Below are 17,614 nucleotides of genomic sequence, written 5' to 3' on the forward strand. Positions count from 1 at the left end.
AGGCGTATGACGCTTGTCCGCTGCAGCGCCGCGCCAACCAATCCGCTTGGCGCTGCAGCGGACTCATAGGGGGAGAACTGTTACCTATGTATCCGGTCCATTCTGTTACCCATCTATCGGCTGGACACCGGCAGGCAGGTGAGGGGCAGCACCGACGTCAGCAATTGCCCTCCGCCGACTGCGACGGCAACCGTCACTTCCCCTCCCCGTCCCCACGGCCCGCAAAGCCAGCGCCCCGCTTGCCCCTCAACCCCGCCCCTGCTAAAGCGCGCCGCATGACGACGCCCCTCGACCACATCCGCAATTTCTCCATCGTCGCCCATATCGACCATGGCAAATCCACGCTTGCCGACCGGCTGATCCAGCTCACCGGCGGGCTGGAGGCGCGTGACATGAAGGAGCAGGTGCTGGACTCGATGGACATCGAGCGCGAGCGCGGCATCACCATCAAGGCGCAGACGGTCAGGCTGAAATACCGCGCCGACAATGGCGAGGACTACATCCTCAACCTCATCGACACGCCCGGCCATGTCGACTTCGCCTATGAGGTGTCGCGTTCGCTGGCCGCCTGCGAGGGCTCGCTGCTGGTCGTCGACGCCAGCCAAGGCGTCGAGGCGCAGACGCTGGCCAATGTCTATCAGGCCATCGACAACAACCACGAGATCGTCGTGGTGCTGAACAAGGTCGACCTGCCGGCGGCCGAGCCCGAGCGCATCCGCGAGCAGGTCGAGGAGGTGATCGGCATCGACGCCTCCAACGCCGTGCTGATCTCGGCCAAGACCGGCCTCGGCATTCCCGACGTGCTGGAAGCCATCGTCCATCAGCTGCCGCCGCCGCGTGAGGGCGATCTATCGGCCCCGCTGAAGGCGATGCTGGTCGATAGCTGGTACGACGCCTATCTCGGCGTCATCGTGCTGGTCCGCGTCATCGACGGCGTCTTGAAGAAGGGCCAGACCATCCGCATGATGGGCACCGGCGCCAAATATTTGGTCGAGCGCACCGGCGTCTTCACGCCCGCCCGCATCAATGTCGACGAGCTTGGCCCCGGCGAGTTCGGCTTCTTCACCGGCTCGATCAAGGAAGTGGCCGACACCCGCGTCGGCGACACCATCACCGAGGACCGCCGCCCGACGCAAAAGGCGCTGCCCGGCTTCAAGCCGGCGCAGCCGGTGGTGTTCTGCGGCCTGTTCCCGGTCGACGCCGCCGATTTCGAGGATCTGCGCGCCGCCGTCGGCAAGCTGCGCCTCAACGACGCCTCCTTCTCCTATGAAATGGAGACCTCCGCCGCGCTCGGCTTCGGCTTCCGTTGCGGCTTCCTCGGCCTGCTGCATCTGGAGATCATCCAGGAGCGGCTGGAGCGCGAGTTCAACCTCGACCTCATCGCCACAGCGCCGTCCGTCGTCTACCGCATGAACCTCAATGACGGCACGCTGAAGGAACTGCACAACCCGGCCGACATGCCCGACGTGGTCAAGATCGCCTCGATCGAGGAGCCGTGGATCCGCGCCACGATTCTTACGCCCGACGACTATCTCGGCGGCATCCTGAAGCTCTGCCAGGACAGGCGCGGCATCCAGGCCGATCTCTCCTATGTCGGCAAGCGCGCCATGCTGACCTACGACCTGCCGCTCAACGAGGTCGTCTTCGATTTCTACGACCGGCTGAAGTCGATCTCCAAGGGCTACGCCTCCTTCGACTATCATCTGACCGACTATCGCGAGGGCGACCTGGTGAAAATGTCGATCCTGGTCAATGACGAGCCGGTCGACGCGCTCTCCATGCTGGTGCACCGCACGGCGGCGGAAAAGCGCGGCCGGCAGATGTGCGAGAAGCTGAAGGAGCTGATCCCGCAGCACCTGTTCAAGATCCCGATCCAGGCCGCAATAGGCGGCCGCATCATCGCCCGCGAGACCGTCTCGGCGCTGCGCAAGGACGTCACCGCCAAATGCTACGGCGGCGACGTCTCGCGCAAGCGCAAGCTGCTCGACAAGCAGAAAGAGGGCAAGAAGCGGATGCGCCAGTTCGGCAAGGTGGATATCCCGCAGGAGGCGTTTATCCAGGCGCTGAAGATGGGGGATTGAGAAGGGTACCATATCAGCGCCGCAAGTATTAGTGTAAGATACAAACAATAATCTTATCCGACGGCGGGGAAACGTTGGAATTGGCCTTTGCGGACAAGAACTTGCGGTCAATTTGTGAAAGCGAATCAGCCGCTATTCAATCCCTTGGTGCGGCTGTTGCGGCTCTACTAAAGCACCGGCTGGCTGACTTGTCAGCGGCGTCTTCTACTGTCGATTTAATCGCCGGAGATCCTCAGGAAATTGACGGAACTGATAGCGGTCTGTTCGCCATTCAGCTCGCGAACAGCGTTCGCATGCTGTTCACTGCGAACCATCAGAGAACACCAAGGTTGAATACCGGCATGGTCGATTGGTCAGCAGTTCGACGGATCAAAATAATCTCAATCGGGCCATGAGATGGTAAGAACAGAAGAATTGAATTTCGATTGGTTCTCGGCGCCTGCCGCGACAGTGTTTGACGTTCTTCGGGAGAGAGGGATATCAGTTCCGGATTTTGTCTCAAGAACGGGCCTCCCCACCCCCCAGGTTGAAGCAGTATTGTTTCAAGATCAACGGTTTGATGAACGCTTCGCGGAGCGTCTCTCGGCAGTGCTAGGAGCTTCGTCGGCTTTTTGGATGAGTCGACAGCAGCAATTTCAGGAGGCCATAGCCAGCGTAGAGAATACGCCTAGTTCGCAAACAAAAGAATGGTTGGCGAGTGTCCCGGTCAAAGATCTGCAGAAATTTGGTTGGATTCGCGCCGAAGGCAACACCTTCATATCGTGCTTGAAATTCTTCGATGTATCAAACATTCAGGCATGGAAATCGAAATACAACTCGGAGCTATCTGCCGTTAAGTTCCGCACCTCCCAGAGACTTAGCTCGAATCCAGTTGCAACCCTTGCTTGGCTACAGCGCGGTAGAATCTTAAGCCGTGAAATTCCCTGCGAAAAATGGAGCAGAGACAAGCTTCGCGAATCCATCCCACGTATGAGAGAGCTGACTAAGGAGAGGGACCCAAGACGGTTTCTTCCGGCGCTTCAAGCTATTTGCGCAGAAGGCGGCGTTGCAGTGGTCGTGGCGCGAACCCCGCAGGGTTGTAGGGCGAGTGGGGCGACGCGTTTCCTTGACGCAAATAAAGCGATGATGTTGTTGAGCTTTCGATTTTTGTCGGACGATCAATTTTGGTTCTCTTTTTTTCATGAACTCGGCCATATCATCCTCCACGGCATGGACGCGCTTTTCCTCGAAGTTGAGTCTGACGCGACGACAGACGAAGAACTCGAGGCTAATCAATTTGCAGAGGATGTGCTCGTTCCAAGCTCACATCGAGGTGAGCTCGACAGGCTGAAGCTTGGCAAATTTGATATCGTCCGTTTTGCGAGGATTGTTGGGGTATCGCCAGGAATCGTTGTCGGTCAGTTGCAGCACATGGGTCGCCTGCCGCCTAGCAGAATGAACTGGCTGAAGCGGCGATATACCTGGGCGGATAGTTGACTATCTGAAGGGCACAAAAGACGTCGGACTCTTTTGCCAATTGCATAAAGCGTCCTCCAGTACCTGTTGTCCGACGTTGAGGAGCTTATCAAGCTCCACCAATCGACCCTCTAGTTCCCTTGGCGATATTTTGGCATTTCGCGCTCCGCCAAACAGCAGTCGAGCACCTTTTTTAGGCCCAGTGGCGGCGGCCAAGTATGCAGTAGGTGGTCGGATCGTTGCCAATCCAACTTTTGCAATCATTGTAAGATAGTCGAAAGTCGCCAAACGGCCGAAGCGCGCTACGCCAGCCATCGACTTGTAAAGAAAGTCAAAAATGGCACCGGGGTCATGTCCTACCTGTTGCTGGGCATTTTGAACGACGGCGGCGTGGGTTCGAGGTGGCCCCACCCATGCTATGTATGACTCGACGACCGAGGGCGTTCCTGATTCAGACACCGCACTTAGGCTCTCGTATTTCCTGTGGTTGCCAAATCGCCATTGTGCCAATTGATTACCGTTGGCGCCCATCCATTGTCTGAACGCAGCGGGATTTGCAACGACTGACGCCCATGTCCATATGGGTAGCGCTCCCAAACGCCCATAAACGTTCCTGACCAATTCCCAGCCGTCGTCTGAATGCTTTCCAAAGTGGATGGCCAAGAATATCAGCCAATAGGCTTCGTCCATCTCACCGTTGAGCATCTTCAGAATTGCTGCGCGGATGGGATCAAATATCGGGCTATGCGGGTTCTCTCGCTCCGGGCTGATACCGCGCTCAGCGACGCGGGTCACAAAATCAATCCGCCGGCAGCTTTCGACGAGTTGCTCAACTAGGACAGAGCGGGCTTCGGCGTTGGCTATGCCGGGGAGTGGAGTATTGGCCGCAAAGTCAACTAAGCCAGCGTCAAGTTCTGCCGCTCGCGCGACTTCATTTCCTCGCATTTCGATCTCGTTTCCTGGGGGGGTTCACGGGGTTCTGCGGCCAATCCAAGCCCAAGTCACCTTGGTCACTGGCGATTGCAGAGCCGGCTTGCATGCGGCCGTCTATATACATCTGGTATACGTCAGAATGCATTTCAGCCTTGATACGCTTCATCTCTATCGCATCCTTTCGCTCCCCATGAGAGGCCGCAAAAAACTGCAATAGCCTAGCGATATCAGCCCAATAGGGCTTAAGATGCAATTCCGCTAGATTGACTTGGTGTCCCTCCCTAAGGGCCTTTTCGATTTCAAGAAGGCCCGCTATCGGCTTCCATGGGTCCCCCCTTGGCATTGCCGGCATTGGTGCCGTTGTCGGTTGGAGGCCTTCATTTATGTATCCTTGGGCTGAATCCAAATCCGGCTCGTATAGGTGCAAGCTACCAACGAAATGCTTGTACGTACCAAGGCCGCAGTCCAGCGTTTTTGCCACTATCTCTTGCAGCATTGTAAATGCGAATATATCGTGCGGCAAACCTATATAAGAATCGTTCGACCTCATCGTTGTGTACATGTTCAAAAGATTGTCACGCAATAAGAATTGAATTGTACAAGTGCACGGAATTTCCTTTCGAGATTTGGCTATGTCTGAAGCATCGAAGAGCTGTATGACAGCTCGTCGCGATGTCGGTTTCTGCCTCAAAAGATTAATAATATTATCAATTTGGTTATGCCCCCGTGCGTCAAAAAGCCGTGTGCCATAGCCACCATATATGGTGGCACCATCTTCACTGTCTTCCTCGTAACGTCTCAAATAATATTTTATGAAATGAAGCGAGTTAGATCGAGAAAGGTACCAAAAAAGCTCGCCAAGGCCGCTAAATATCTTCCCTTTAACCTCTGAGCGACTTAAGCGCGCTCGTGGCGATCCTAATTCGAGCAAAACTCCAGCGAGTTCCCGCGTGATTCCTCGGGAAGTTCGAATCTGAATTTTACTCCGAATCAGTTCAGTAAAAACCTCAAAAAGTAAATCGTCCAGAGTGTTAGCGCGGATGTACATAATATCTTTTTACCCAATCCCCGAGCGATGATATTCATCTAACAACCAGAAATGCAAGGCGGAGTATTCGCGGGAAGAGTTGCGATGCGTGGCGAATGAGTCGGTGCTGCCCAGCAGAGGTGCCTAGTCGACCTTTTAGATTGCTCCACCCCGTTGTATCCTCTCCTCCGCTTGGGGAGACATCACATGCGCTCCACCTCGGACACCATCGCCTCAACCGGCCTCGCCATCGGCGGCGCGCTGGGCATGGCGGGCACTTTCGTTGCCAGCGACGCGCTGCGCGAGACGCTGTGGACCATCGACGGCGTGGCAGTCGTCGTGGCAGTTGCACTGCTCACCCTGAAATACCAGCGGCTCGGCAATGACCTCGTCGCGGCCGGCTTCCTGACCTTCCTCGCCGGCGAGAGCCTGCTTCTGGCCGGCAATGCGGCGGGCCTGCAGGCCAGCGTGCCGTCCTATGTCGGCGGCATTGCGCTGTGGGCGGCGGGGCTGGTCATGGTCAGCGCGCAAAGCACCTTCGCGCTGTGGATACGGCTCGCCGGGCTCGTTGCCGCTTTGCTGTTCACCGTCTCGGCCTTCATGATCCTGTGGGGCGCGGCGCTGCTGCCCACCTCGGCGCCGCTGCCGGCGATCGGCTATCCGTTCCTGGTCCTCACCTTCATCGGCTGGATCTGGACGCTGCTGAAACCCGAGCGGTGAGGGGCGGAAAAATGACCGCGCCGCTCGAACTCCACAACAGCGCAACGGGAAAAATCCTGCCGGCGATCGGGCCGCTGCTGATCGGCGCGATCTTCGCTTTCGGCGTGGTGCAAGGCATCGCGGCCGGGGCGAACGGCGGCCATGTGCTGGTCATCGCGCTGCTCAGCGCGGGCTGCCTGGCGCTCGGCTTCTTCCTCGCGCGCGGCGCCTTCGACACTTCGGTCAAGGTCGTGCTCGACAGCCAGGGTTTTCGGGACCGCCGCGCCGGCGACGTGCTGGTGCCGTGGAGGAAGGTGAGGAGCGTGCGCCTCACCTCCGGCAAGGGCTCGGCGATGCTCAATTTCGAGCTCACCGAGGAGCCGCCCGACGAAATCAAATACGCGCCGGCCAATGTGGTGAACCTGATCCTGCCCTTCGGCAAGACCATCGTGCACATGGAGGTCTCCTCGCTCGACGCGCGCGGCGACGACATGCTCGACGCGATCCGCAAATTCGCGCCGCATGTGGTGGTGAACAGGTAAAGCTCCCCCTTCCCCCCCCTCGCGGGGGAAGGTGGCCGAGCGAAGCTCGGTCGGGGTGTCGGAAGGAACGAAACGCTGGCGATCTGTCGCCAACCGCCCTTTTGTGGATGACGCGTCTTTGCCAAGCTGGAACCATCCGTCTCGGCGCTACGCGAGGCCACCGCCCGGCCCTTCGCAGGCTCAGGGCGTTCGAAGCTCGAAAAGCCAAGCAATTGGCTTTTCGTCCGCTAACGCGGACCTCTTCTCACCCCACAGGGGGAGAAGGAAGAACCGCCGCAGCCCCGCCCGCCGATGCTCTACACTCCCACCTCGAAAGCCACCGCCATGTCCATCGAACTCCGCAACAGTCCCACCAACAAGTTCTCTTCCGTCGCCGGCTCGTTGCTGATGGCGGCGATCTTTGGCTTCTATACGCTGAAGGGGCTGGTCAACGGCGCCGATGGCGGGCGGGTGTTCTTCGTGGCGCTGCTGGCGCTGGGCTTCCTCGGGTTCGGCGGCTACTTCGCGCGCGGCGCCTTCGACACCTCGGTCAAGGTCACCCTGGATCAGCGCGGCTTCCGCGATGCTCGCCGCGGCGACGTGCTGGTGCCCTGGGACAAGGTGCAAAGCGTGCGCCTCTCCTCCCCCGGCAAGGGCTCGGGCATGGTCAGTTTCGAGCTCAACGGGGCGCCGCCAGACGGGCTGGCCAATGCGCTGTTTGGCGGCAATACCGTGCGCATGGAGATCAACTCGCTCGACATGAGCGGTCCGGACATTGTCGCGGAGATCGAGCGGCTGGCGCCGCATGTGGTGGTGGGTCGCTGATCTCCCCCCTCGAGGGAGAGATGTCGCCAAAGGCGACAGACGTCGCGCGTGGAAAGCCTGCGCCCCCTTTCGTCACGACAAGGCTCGGAGCTTCACGCGGGGCGACCCCCTCTGGCCTGCCGGCCATCTCCCCCTCGAGCGGGGAGATTACGCGCTTCGCCCGGCCATGCTCTACTCTCCACTCTCCAGGACCCGCCGCTATGATTCGCCTCGCCCTTGCCGCCCTGCTCATCGCCGGCCCAGCCCTCGCCGACGACATGTCGGTGTTCGTCCGCAACAAGCGCTCGGACGGCGTCGCGGTCGAACTGTTCAGCCGCGACCGCGATACGGTCTGGCCGGGCGACAACAAGGTCTTCCTGATCCGCCCCGGCGCGCGCAAATCGGTGCCGATCTCCTGCAATCCCGGCGAGAACATCTGCTGGGGCGCCTGGGTCAACGGCGACGACCAGGTCTCCGCCGGCGTCGGCCCCGACAACGACCAGCCCTGCGATACCTGCTGCTTCATCTGCGTGGAGCATTCGACCGAGACGATCGACCTGGCGGAGTAGGGGAAAGCGCCAACCAATCCTTCCCCGCTCCAGCCTCGCATGGCATGGTCGAACTCTCGGCCGAGGGGCCGATTCTTTCGGGGGACTGCCATGACTTTCTTCACCGCCCGCCGCATCGCCGCGGCGTTCTTCATCGCCACGCTGGCCGCGCCGGCGGCGCATGCCGGCGACGTCACGTTCGAGATCAGGAACGGCCATCCCAACGCCATGCGGCTCGAACTCTACAGCCAGGACCGCGACTATGTCTGGCCGGGCAATGACAAGGATTTCTACCTCGACGACGGCGAGACCAAGCAACTGCCGATCTCCTGCGAGGAGGGCGAATCGATCTGCTACGGCGCCTGGGTCGACGGCGACGAAGGCACCTATTGGGGCGTCGGCCCCGGCAACAAGGAAAAATGCGAAGACTGCTGCTACACCTGCAGCGGCGGCGAGACCGAGGAAATCAACCTGGTGGAGTGAGCGATAATCTCCCCCCTCGTGGGGGAGATGTCGCCGAAGGCGACAGAGGGGGTCGCTTCGCGTAAAACGCCAGCGCCCCTTCCTGCGAGAGCCAAGGTCGGCGCTTCACGCGCAACGACCCCCTCTGGCCGCTTCGCGGCCATCTCCCCCTCAAGGGGGGAGACTTGGCGTTCCAGCCAACTTGACGCCCCTCCCACCCTCGCCCTAGCCTGTCTCCACCCAAGAGGAGGCCCCACCCATGGCAGGCACGGTCGAAGGCGAGAAGGTCGACGTCTCCTTTTCCGGCAAGCGCTGCATCCATTCGCGCAACTGCGTGCTCGGCGATCCGCACGTCTTCGTGCCCAACGCCAAGGGCGAGTGGATCCACCCCGAGGCGGCCAGCGTCGAGAAGGTCGTGGCGCTGGCGGAGAACTGCCCGTCCGGCGCCATCACCTATCACCGCAAGGATGGCGGCCCGCAGGAGAAGCCGCCGGTGGTCAATACCGTGCGGCTGCGCGAAAACGGCCCGCTGGCGGTGCATGCCGAGATCGTTCTCGGCGACGAGACCTTTTATCGCGCCACGCTCTGCCGCTGTGGCTTGTCGCAGAATAAGCCGTTCTGCGACAACGCCCATATCAAGGCCGGCTTCACCGCCACCGGCGAGCCGCCGCTGAAGGACGCGCCGGCGCTCGAGGCCCGCGACGGCCCGCTGAAGATAACGCCGACCGTCAACGGCCCGCTCAAGCTCGAAGGCAATGCCGAGATCGTCACCGGCACCGGCCACACGATCGACCGCACCACGCGGGTCTTCCTCTGCCGCTGCGGCCATTCGGCCAACAAGCCGTTCTGCGACAATTCGCACAAAAGGGTGGGGTTCGTGGGGTAGGCGGTGGAAGCTGCCAATCTCCCCCCTCGTGGGGGAGATGTCCGGCAGGACAGAGGGGGGCGCCGTAGAGTGCCAACCTCAATAGCCAACGAGCATTGACAATGCCTCACACGCCATTGCCTTCAAAACATCGCGCAAACGCCAAGTCGATGCGCAAGATCATGACATCAGCCGAACTGAAGCTCTGGAACGAGCTTCGCGCGCACCGGCTGATGGGGCTAGGCTTTCGCCGACAATTTCCGATCGCCGGTTACATCGTCGATTTCGCTTGCCCACAAAAGAAGCTCGTCGTCGAGGTCGACGGCTCCCAGCATACGGAAGCCGATGCTGTTGTCAGTGACGAAGCAAGGACAGCGCGTCTGGAGCAGGACGGCTGGACCGTCCTGCGCTTTTGGAACGATGACGTCAGTCGCGACATCGACAATGTCTGTCAGCATATTGTGATTGCGGCGGGTCTTGGCGGCGCGTCCTGAACGAATTGGCCGGCGACGGGCGCAATTACGGCAAGGTCGGCGGGACAGCGCCCCCCTCTGGCCTGCCGGCCATCTCCCCCACGAGGGGGGAGATCACGCTCTCCACCTCCCTTGGCCCATCTCTCCCGGCTTTATCCGCAACGCCATATCGGCTAAGGGCAGGCACCAATCCTTTTGCCCGGACTGCCTGCAAAAATGACCGCCAAGCCAATACCGCTCTTCCTCGGCATCGACACCGGCGGCACCTACACCGACGCCGTGCTGTGGGCGGAGGAGGGCGGGCCGAAGGGCAAGGTGCTGGCCAAGGCCAAGGCGCTGACCACCAGGCACGACCTCGCTGTCGGCATCTCCGGCGCGGTCGACGCGGTGCTGGAGAAATCCGGCACCGATCCGACGGCGATCAAGCTGGTGTCGATGTCGACCACATTGGCGACCAACGCGCTGGTCGAAGGCCAGGGCGGCCGCGTGGCGCTGGTCATGATCGGCTTTTCCGAGGCCGACCTTGCCCGCGACGGGCTGAAGACCGCGCTCGGCACCGATCCGGTGGTGTTCTGCCCTGGCGGCCATGACGTGCACGGCAATGCGGCCAAGCTCGACCTCTCCGGCCTCGAGGCCGCACTGCCGGAGCTTGGGCGTTCGGTGTCGGGCTTTGCCGTCTGCGCCTACTTTGCCACCCGCAACCCGGCGCACGAGGTCACCGCCCGCGACCTGATCCGCGAGAAGACCGGCCTGCCGGTCACCGCCAGCCACGAACTGTCGGCCAAGCTCGGCGGTCCGCGCCGGGCGCTGACCACGCTGCTCAACGCCAGGCTGATCTCGATGATCGACCGGCTGGTGGCGGCGACCGAAGGGTTTCTGGACGCGCGCGGCATCGCCGCACCCTTGATGGTGGTGCGCGGCGACGGCGCGCTGGTGTCCGCGGCCTTCGCCCGCCAGCGGCCGATCGAGACCATTTTGTCGGGTCCGGCCGCCAGCCTCGTCGGCGCCCGCCACATGACCGGCCTCGACGATGCCGTCGTCTCCGACATCGGCGGCACCACCACCGACGTCGCCGTGCTCGACAGCGGCCGCCCGCGGCTCGATCCGGAAGGCGCCACCGTCGGCGGCTTCCGCACCATGGTCGAGGCGGTCGCCATGCGCACCTTCGGCCTCGGCGGCGATTCCGAAGTGGCGCTGGAGGACGGCGCGCTCAACCCGAAGATCCTGCTCGGGCCGCGCCGCCTGGTGCCGTTGGCGCTGGCCGGCATGGCGCACGGCGAGGCCGTGACGTCGGAGCTGGAGCGGCAGCTGCGGGCGCCGAACCCCGGCCGCATGGATGGCCGCTTCGCCGTGCGCACCGGCGTGCCGGACAGGCTTGCCGCCGGCCTGACGGCGCCGGAGGCAAAACTCTACGAGGCGATCGGCGCCACGCCGCTGGCGCTCGACCGGCTGCTCTCTTCCAACGCCCAGAACGCCACGCTGAACCGGCTGGTGGCGCGCGGCCTCGTGCATATCTGCGGCTTCACGCCGTCGGACGCTGCCCATGTGCTCGGCAAGCAGGCCAACTGGCATGCCGCCACCGCCCGCCTCGGCGCCGAGCTGTTCGCCCGCAAGCGCGACGGCCGCGGCCAGTCGATCGCCGCGACGCCGGAAGCGCTCGCCGAACGCGTGCTGGTGACGCTGACGCGCTGGTCGGCCGAATACATCCTCGAAACCGCCTTCACCGAGGACGGGCTGGATGGCGCCGCCGCGGTCGCGCATGCGCTGGTGCAGCGCGCCGTCGACGCCCATCCCGGCATTGCCCGCCTCAGCGTCGCGCTCGACCGCCCGGTCATCGGCCTCGGCGCCTCGGCGCCGCTGCATTATGCCGGCCTGCCGCGGCTGGTCGGCAATGGCTGCGTCGTGCCGGACGATACCGACGTCGCCAACGCGCTCGGCGCCGTCGTCGGCCAGGTCCGAGTCTCGGCCGAAGCCCGCATCAGCCAGCCGAAGGAAGGCCTGTTCCGCCTCGCCTCGGGCCAAACCGTGCGCGACTTCACCGACGAGGCCAAGGCGATCGCCGCCGCCGAGGCCGATGTCAGGGCGATCGTCGCCGAGCGGGCCAAGGAAGCCGGCACCGACAACGCCGAGATCGACGTCGCCACCGAGCTCAAGGTCTCAACCGTCGAGAGCCAGCGCATGTTCATCGAGGCGCACGTGGTGGCGGTGGCGTCAGGACGGCCGCGGATTGCGGTGTGAGGCGCCCTTTCCTTCTCCCCGTTTCACGGGGAGAAGGTGCCCGAAGGGCGGATGAGGGGCGGCGCCGACCAACGTGATTTCGCAGCACCGCCTACTTTGCGTAACGTCGCGCCGCCTCTCATCCGGCTGCCGCCACCTTCTCCCCGTGAACGGGGAGAAGGACGCCTTCACCCTAAGCCGAATTGACCCCGTAACCCCAAACATGCCAAAGGCCCGGCAAAGCCTACAGCTGGAGACGTGCTGATGACCGACCGCATCGAGACCGCCGGGTTGCAGATCGCCCGCGAGCTGCATGACTTCGTGGCGGCCGAGGCAGCACCCGGCACCGGCATCGAGCCGGAACAATTCTGGAACGGCTTTTCCGCCATCGTCCACGAGCTGGCGCCGAAGAACCGGGCGCTGCTGGCAAAACGCGACGCCCTGCAGGAAAAGCTCGACGGCTGGTATCGCGAAAACGGCGCGCCGATTGACATGGAGGGCTACAAGAGCTTTCTGAAGGAGATCGGCTATCTGGTGCCGGAAGGCCCGGCCTTCAGCGTCTCGACGCAGAATGTCGATCCGGAGATCGCCGTCGTTGCCGGGCCGCAGCTGGTCGTGCCGGTGATGAACGCGCGCTATGCGCTCAACGCCGCCAACGCCCGCTGGGGCTCGCTCTACGACGCCCTCTACGGCACCGACGCCATCCCCGAGACCGGCGGCGCCGAGAAGGGCAAGGGGTTCAATCCGGCGCGCGGCGCGAAAGTCATCGCCTGGGCCAAGGATTTCCTCGACCAGTCGGCGCCGCTGACGTCAGGCAAATGGGCCGGCGTCAACGGACTTTCGTTCACCAACGGCATGCTGCGGCTGGGCGAGGGCGCCGGCTCCACCACGCTTGCCGATCCAAGACAGTTCGTCGGCTATCGCGGCGATGCCGCCAACCCGGAGGCGGTGCTGCTGGTCAGGAACGGCCTGCATATCGAGATCCGCATCGACCGCGCCAACCAGATCGGCCGCACCGATCCGGCGGGGATCGCCGATGTCATCCTGGAATCGGCGCTGACCACCATCCAGGACTGCGAGGATTCGGTCGCCGCCGTCGATGCGCAGGACAAGGTCGTCGTCTACCGCAATTGGCTCGGCCTGATGAAGGGCGATCTCGCCGAAGAGATCAGCAAGGGCGGCAAGAGCTTTGTCCGCAAGCTCAACCCCGACCGCGCCTACGCCGCGCCCTCCGGCGGCGCGCTGACCCTGCCCGGCCGCTCGCTGATGCTGGTCAGGAATGTCGGCCACCTGATGACCAACCCGGCGATTTTGGATCGCGACGGCAACGAGGTGCCGGAAGGCATCATGGACGCTGCGCTGACGGCGCTGATTTCGCTGCACGATGTCGGATCGAACGGGCGCCGCGCCAATTCCCGCGCCGGCTCGATGTATGTGGTGAAGCCGAAGATGCACGGGCCGGAGGAGGTCGCCTTCGCGGTGGAAATCTTCGACCGCGTCGAGGCCCTGCTCGGCATGGCCAAAAACACCATCAAGATGGGCATCATGGACGAGGAGCGGCGCACCACCGTCAACCTCAAGGAGGCGATCCGCGCCGCGCGCGAGCGCGTGGTGTTCATCAACACCGGCTTCCTCGACCGCACCGGTGACGAGATCCACACCTCGATGGAAGCCGGCCCGATGATCCGCAAGGGCGACATGAAGCAGGCCGCGTGGATTTCCGCCTACGAGGCCTGGAACGTCGACACCGGGCTGGAATGCGGGCTGGCCGGCCATGCCCAGATCGGCAAGGGCATGTGGGCGATGCCCGACCTGATGGCGGCGATGCTGGAGCAAAAAATCGCCCATCCGAAGGCCGGCGCCAACACCGCCTGGGTGCCGTCGCCGACGGCGGCGACGCTGCATGCCACGCATTACCACAAGGTCGACGTGCATGCCGTCCAAGCGGCGCTGAAGAGCCGGCCGAAGGCGAGGCTCGACGACATATTGTCGGTGCCGGTGGCGGTGCGGCCGAACTGGACGCCGGACGAAATCCAGCGCGAGCTCGACAACAATTCGCAAGGCATTCTGGGCTACGTCGTGCGCTGGATCGACCAGGGCGTCGGCTGCTCGAAAGTCCCTGATATCAACGATGTCGGCCTGATGGAGGACCGCGCCACGCTGCGCATCTCCTCGCAGCACATCGCCAACTGGCTGCGCCACAAGGTGTGCTCGGAAATCCAGGTCAGGGATTCGCTGCAGCGCATGGCCGCCATCGTCGACCGCCAGAATGTCGGCGATCCGCTCTACCGGCCGATGGCGCCGGATTTCGACAATTCAATTGCCTTCCAGGCCGCCTGCGACCTGGTGTTCAAGGGAACGGTCCAGCCGAACGGATATACGGAGCCGGTGCTGCACGCGCGGCGGCTGGAGCTGAAGGCGCGGAACAAGGCCGAGTAGGGTGGCGGCCGTTTCGGTTCACGCCGCCGGCTCGGGTGGCACGCGCCTGCGGCCTTGATGATTGGCGAAACCACTGGCGAGAGCGTCCTTCTCCCCGTTAACGGGGAGAAGATGGCGGCAGCCAGATGAGGGGCGGCGCGACGGCCATCGGATTCCGCGCCACTCTACATGCCCTTTGCGACCCCAAATGAAGACGGGCGGCTGCACCGGGGCTGGATGAGCGCCGGCGCTGCCCCTCATCCCCCTGCCGGGACCTTCTCCCCGTAAACGAGGAGAAGGACTAGACTACGCCGCCTGCGCCATGCGCTCCGCGCTCATCCGGTAGGAAATCGCTTCCGCGAGATGGATCCGCCCGACCGTCTCGCTGGCGTCGAGATCGGCGAGCGTGCGCGCCACTTTCAGCACGCGGTGATAGGCGCGCGCCGAAAAGCCGAGCTTTTCGCTGGCGTCCTTGAGCAGAGTCAGGCCGGCGCTGTCGGGTCTCGCGATCTCCTCGATGATCGAAGGCGCGCAATGCGCGTTGGTGGTCATAGTCGCGCCAAGCCGTTCGAGCCGCTCGCGCTGAATGTTGCGGGCGCGCGCCACGCGCTGCGCCACCGAAGCGCTGGTCTCGGCCTTGTCGGGCCGGATCAGGTCGCTGGCCGAGACCGCCGGCACCTCGATCCTGAGGTCGATGCGGTCGAGCAGCGGGCCCGAGATGCGCGCCTGGTAGTCGGTGCGGCAGCGCTCGCCGCGCAGGCAGCGATAGCCGGGCTCGCCCGACATGCCGCAGCGGCACGGGTTCATCGCCGCGATGAGCTGGATGCGCGCCGGATAGGTGACGCGGTGGTTGGCACGCGCGATCACGCAGTCGCCGGTCTCCAGCGGCTGGCGCAGCGCATCGAGCGTCTGCGGCGTGAATTCCGGCAATTCGTCGAGGAACAAGACGCCGTGATGGGCGAGCGAGACCTCGCCGGGCCGCGCCCGCAAGCCGCCGCCCACCATCGCCGCCATCGAGGCCGAATGATGCGGGGCGCGGAACGGCCGCCGGTCGGTGAGCTTGCCTTCGCCGAGTTCGCCCGCCACCGAGGCGATCATCGAGACTTCCAAAAGTTCCTTCGGCGCCAGCGGCGGCAGGATCGACGGCAGCCGCTGCGCCAGCATCGACTTTCCAGAACCTGGAGGCCCGACCATCAGGAGGTTGTGACCGCCCGCGGCCGCCACCTCCAGCGCCCGCCTGGCGCTCTCCTGGCCCTTGATGTCGGCAAGGTCCGGCAGGTCGCGCGCCGCGAGCTGGATGCCGGCCTCGGGCCGCGACAGCACCTGCGTGCCGCGGAAGTGGTTGGCGATCGCGATCAGGCTGCGCGGCGCCAGGATGTCGAAATCCTTGCCGGCCCAGGCGGCCTCCGGCCCGCAGCCGAACGGGCAGATCAGGCCCTTGTTCTCGGCATTGGCGCCGATCGCCGCCGGCAGCGCTCCGGCCACCGCCGCGATGGTGCCGTCGAGCGACAATTCACCGAGCACGACATAGCCGGCCAGCATGTCGCCCGGAATGGCGCCGAGCGCCGCCATCAGGCCGAGCGCGATCGGCAAATCGTAATGGCTGCCTTCCTTGGGCAGGTCGGCCGGCGCGAGGTTGACGGTGACCTTCTTCGACGGCATCGACAGGCCCGAGGCATGCAAAGCCGCCTGCACCCGCTCGCGGCTCTCCGCCACCGCCTTGTCCGGCAGGCCGACAATATGGATCATGAGGTGGATTAATTACCCCTCGGGATCATACCGACACCCCTAGCCCCTACACCATAGCTAATAGAACGGCGGGTTCACCTCTTTCAGGATCGGCTCATCCCGAGGGGTCACTTTGAGCTGACACGACTAAGATCGGCCGCAAGCTTCGGTCAGCCGCGCCCGTTCGAATATCCAGGTTCCATGCTCTTCTCCCAATGTCGCCATACCGCAAGTGCGTTCTGATTTGCCAGTAGGGCCTCATGCACAAGGTTTTTCGCTATGTCGTACCGGCCATCAGTATACTTGAGGCTGGCGTACTTTTCCAGCGGCTTCTTCACAGTAGGGAGTTTTTCAAAAGCAACGGGAAACAGGATCGGATGAACGGTGAACGGGTCTCCAGCTTCTATGTTGTCCACCGCAAGTGAAACTCCAAGCATGGCGCCGTCCCTCTTTCCTCTTAGGATAAATATCGATCCCCATCCTTCCGATTCACGTTTTAGAAATATCCTATGTTCTTCCTTCGGTCTAAATACTACAAACCTTGATATTTGTCCATTTATTTCCATTATTTCAATTTCCGCTCTTAATAGATCTTCGTACCAGGTGAACCTGGCGCCGAACATCTCAATTTCACCCGCAACTGCGCTATTAGGCCTATATAAACGATAGTCGCCAATATGTCTTTCAATATCACCCTGCTGATAGCCGCCAACATCGATTTGCACGTGCTCCGGCAAACCTGATGCGAAACCATCGATGTACTTCTTGAGCTTATCATAGGTGGCCTGGCTCATAATGCCGTCGAACGCGTCGGAAATAGTCCCCCGTGGCAGGTTCGTGGCACTGGCAATTTCGCTTCGGTTCGGCATCCGCCGATCGCACATGTGCTGCCAGAGACGACTCTTCAGGTTCTCTTTCTCGATAAGCGACGGCCCGCCCATGTTGTGTACCTTGTCTCAAATGGGAGGCGGCAGAGCCGCCGGCGGGATCGACGCCTTTACGTGCAGTCGACTCGGACAATGACGGGCCGTTCCGTCGCTGTCCACTTTAAACCAAATCCTGGTCAGAGATTCTCACTGGCTGACGGAACTGCCCCAACGCACGATCCACGTGGGTTCAGCGGACGTATCTGCCTCGCGGGATCCTCCGTCCTTCGCATCAACCCTAACGGAGAACCAGGATATGAAGACGTTCAAGATCGCACCCGCAGTTCTGCTGGGCTTGGTTGCCATCGCCAGTCCCGCCAGCGCGGCGGAAATAAGCTGCCGCCCCCCCAAAGCTGAACCCGTGCAGGGCGCCGTCCGGCGCACGGTTAAGTTCGAGGTGCCGATTACGAAGGACACAGCCTCACCGGCACCGTGCAGGGGACCTTGGAGCAGCCGA

The 17,614-nt window shown here is 62.7% G+C and carries 15 protein-coding genes and 1 pseudogene; 12 read left to right on the forward strand and 4 right to left on the reverse strand.

Annotated elements, in window-relative coordinates; translation table 11 throughout:
* The first annotated feature begins 275 nt into the window (after nt 1-275).
* The 3 genes from lepA (at nt 276) to EN786_RS25135 (ending at nt 3,557) form a co-directional block, all read left to right on the forward strand.
* Nucleotides 276-2,081: a translation elongation factor 4 gene (gene lepA / locus EN786_RS25125; RefSeq protein WP_127310631.1), complete on the forward strand. Its 1,806-nt coding sequence runs from the start codon at nt 276-278 to the stop codon at nt 2,079-2,081.
* 80 nt (nt 2,082-2,161) lie between these two features.
* Entirely contained in the window at nt 2,162-2,476 is a 315-nt protein-coding gene (locus tag EN786_RS25130; protein ID WP_127310630.1) for a killer suppression protein HigA, read from the forward strand.
* A 1-nt stretch (nt 2,477) separates the two neighbouring features.
* Entirely contained in the window at nt 2,478-3,557 is a 1,080-nt protein-coding gene (locus EN786_RS25135; RefSeq protein WP_127310629.1) for an ImmA/IrrE family metallo-endopeptidase, read from the forward strand.
* Here the strand turns inward: EN786_RS25135 and EN786_RS25140 are convergent, their stop codons facing one another.
* Both EN786_RS25140 and EN786_RS25145 read right to left on the reverse strand, forming a co-directional pair.
* On the reverse strand, nt 3,558-4,481 hold the full coding sequence (locus EN786_RS25140) for a hypothetical protein (protein WP_127310628.1): 924 nt from the start codon (nt 4,479-4,481) through the stop codon (nt 3,558-3,560). It lies immediately after the preceding gene.
* On the reverse strand, nt 4,468-5,517 hold the full coding sequence (locus EN786_RS25145; RefSeq protein WP_127310627.1) for a thymidylate synthase: 1,050 nt from the start codon (nt 5,515-5,517) through the stop codon (nt 4,468-4,470). The genes EN786_RS25140 and EN786_RS25145 overlap by 14 nt, the downstream gene beginning before the upstream one ends.
* A gap of 186 nt (nt 5,518-5,703) precedes the next feature.
* On the opposite strand from EN786_RS25145, the gene EN786_RS37795 reads away from it, so the two are divergent.
* The 9 genes from EN786_RS37795 to EN786_RS25190 all read left to right on the forward strand — a co-directional run bounded on the left by EN786_RS37795 (nt 5,704) and on the right by EN786_RS25190 (nt 14,524).
* Nucleotides 5,704-6,216: a hypothetical protein gene (locus EN786_RS37795; protein WP_189340559.1), complete on the forward strand. Its 513-nt coding sequence runs from the start codon at nt 5,704-5,706 to the stop codon at nt 6,214-6,216.
* Between the two features lie 11 nt (nt 6,217-6,227).
* Nucleotides 6,228-6,737, forward strand: coding sequence for a hypothetical protein (locus tag EN786_RS25155; RefSeq protein ID WP_127310626.1), 510 nt, complete (start codon nt 6,228-6,230; stop codon nt 6,735-6,737).
* Between the two features lie 324 nt (nt 6,738-7,061).
* A complete protein-coding gene (locus EN786_RS25160) occupies nt 7,062-7,541 on the forward strand; it encodes a hypothetical protein (RefSeq protein ID WP_127284812.1) in 480 nt (159 codons plus the stop codon).
* A gap of 200 nt (nt 7,542-7,741) precedes the next feature.
* Nucleotides 7,742-8,089 carry a hypothetical protein gene (locus EN786_RS25165; protein ID WP_127284819.1) on the forward strand — a complete coding sequence of 116 codons (348 nt, stop codon included), beginning with the start codon at nt 7,742-7,744 and terminating at the stop codon, nt 8,087-8,089.
* Nucleotides 8,090-8,179: 90 nt separating this feature from the next.
* Nucleotides 8,180-8,551, forward strand: a complete 372-nt coding sequence (locus tag EN786_RS25170) for a hypothetical protein (protein WP_127284813.1) — start codon at nt 8,180-8,182, stop codon at nt 8,549-8,551.
* A 238-nt stretch (nt 8,552-8,789) separates the two neighbouring features.
* On the forward strand, nt 8,790-9,416 hold the full coding sequence (locus EN786_RS25175) for a CDGSH iron-sulfur domain-containing protein (protein ID WP_127284814.1): 627 nt from the start codon (nt 8,790-8,792) through the stop codon (nt 9,414-9,416).
* 101 nt (nt 9,417-9,517) lie between these two features.
* On the forward strand, nt 9,518-9,889 hold the full coding sequence (locus tag EN786_RS25180; RefSeq protein WP_127284815.1) for an endonuclease domain-containing protein: 372 nt from the start codon (nt 9,518-9,520) through the stop codon (nt 9,887-9,889).
* 195 nt (nt 9,890-10,084) lie between these two features.
* Nucleotides 10,085-12,106, forward strand: a complete 2,022-nt coding sequence (locus EN786_RS25185; protein WP_135908972.1) for a hydantoinase/oxoprolinase family protein — start codon at nt 10,085-10,087, stop codon at nt 12,104-12,106.
* A 243-nt stretch (nt 12,107-12,349) separates the two neighbouring features.
* Nucleotides 12,350-14,524: a malate synthase G gene (locus EN786_RS25190; RefSeq protein WP_127284817.1), complete on the forward strand. Its 2,175-nt coding sequence runs from the start codon at nt 12,350-12,352 to the stop codon at nt 14,522-14,524.
* Between the two features lie 285 nt (nt 14,525-14,809).
* Here EN786_RS25190 and EN786_RS25195 read toward each other — a convergent pair.
* A pseudogene (locus tag EN786_RS25195) lies at nt 14,810-16,243 on the reverse strand (YifB family Mg chelatase-like AAA ATPase); the annotation flags it as partial.
* A 158-nt stretch (nt 16,244-16,401) separates the two neighbouring features.
* Complete coding sequence (locus tag EN786_RS25200; RefSeq protein ID WP_127309212.1) at nt 16,402-17,025, reverse strand: hypothetical protein; 624 nt, start codon at nt 17,023-17,025, stop codon at nt 16,402-16,404.
* Nucleotides 17,026-17,614 lie beyond the last annotated feature (589 nt).

The sequence above is a fragment of the Mesorhizobium sp. M4B.F.Ca.ET.143.01.1.1 genome (assembly GCF_004792275.1).
GTDB classification, from domain to species: domain Bacteria; phylum Pseudomonadota; class Alphaproteobacteria; order Rhizobiales; family Rhizobiaceae; genus Mesorhizobium; species Mesorhizobium abyssinicae.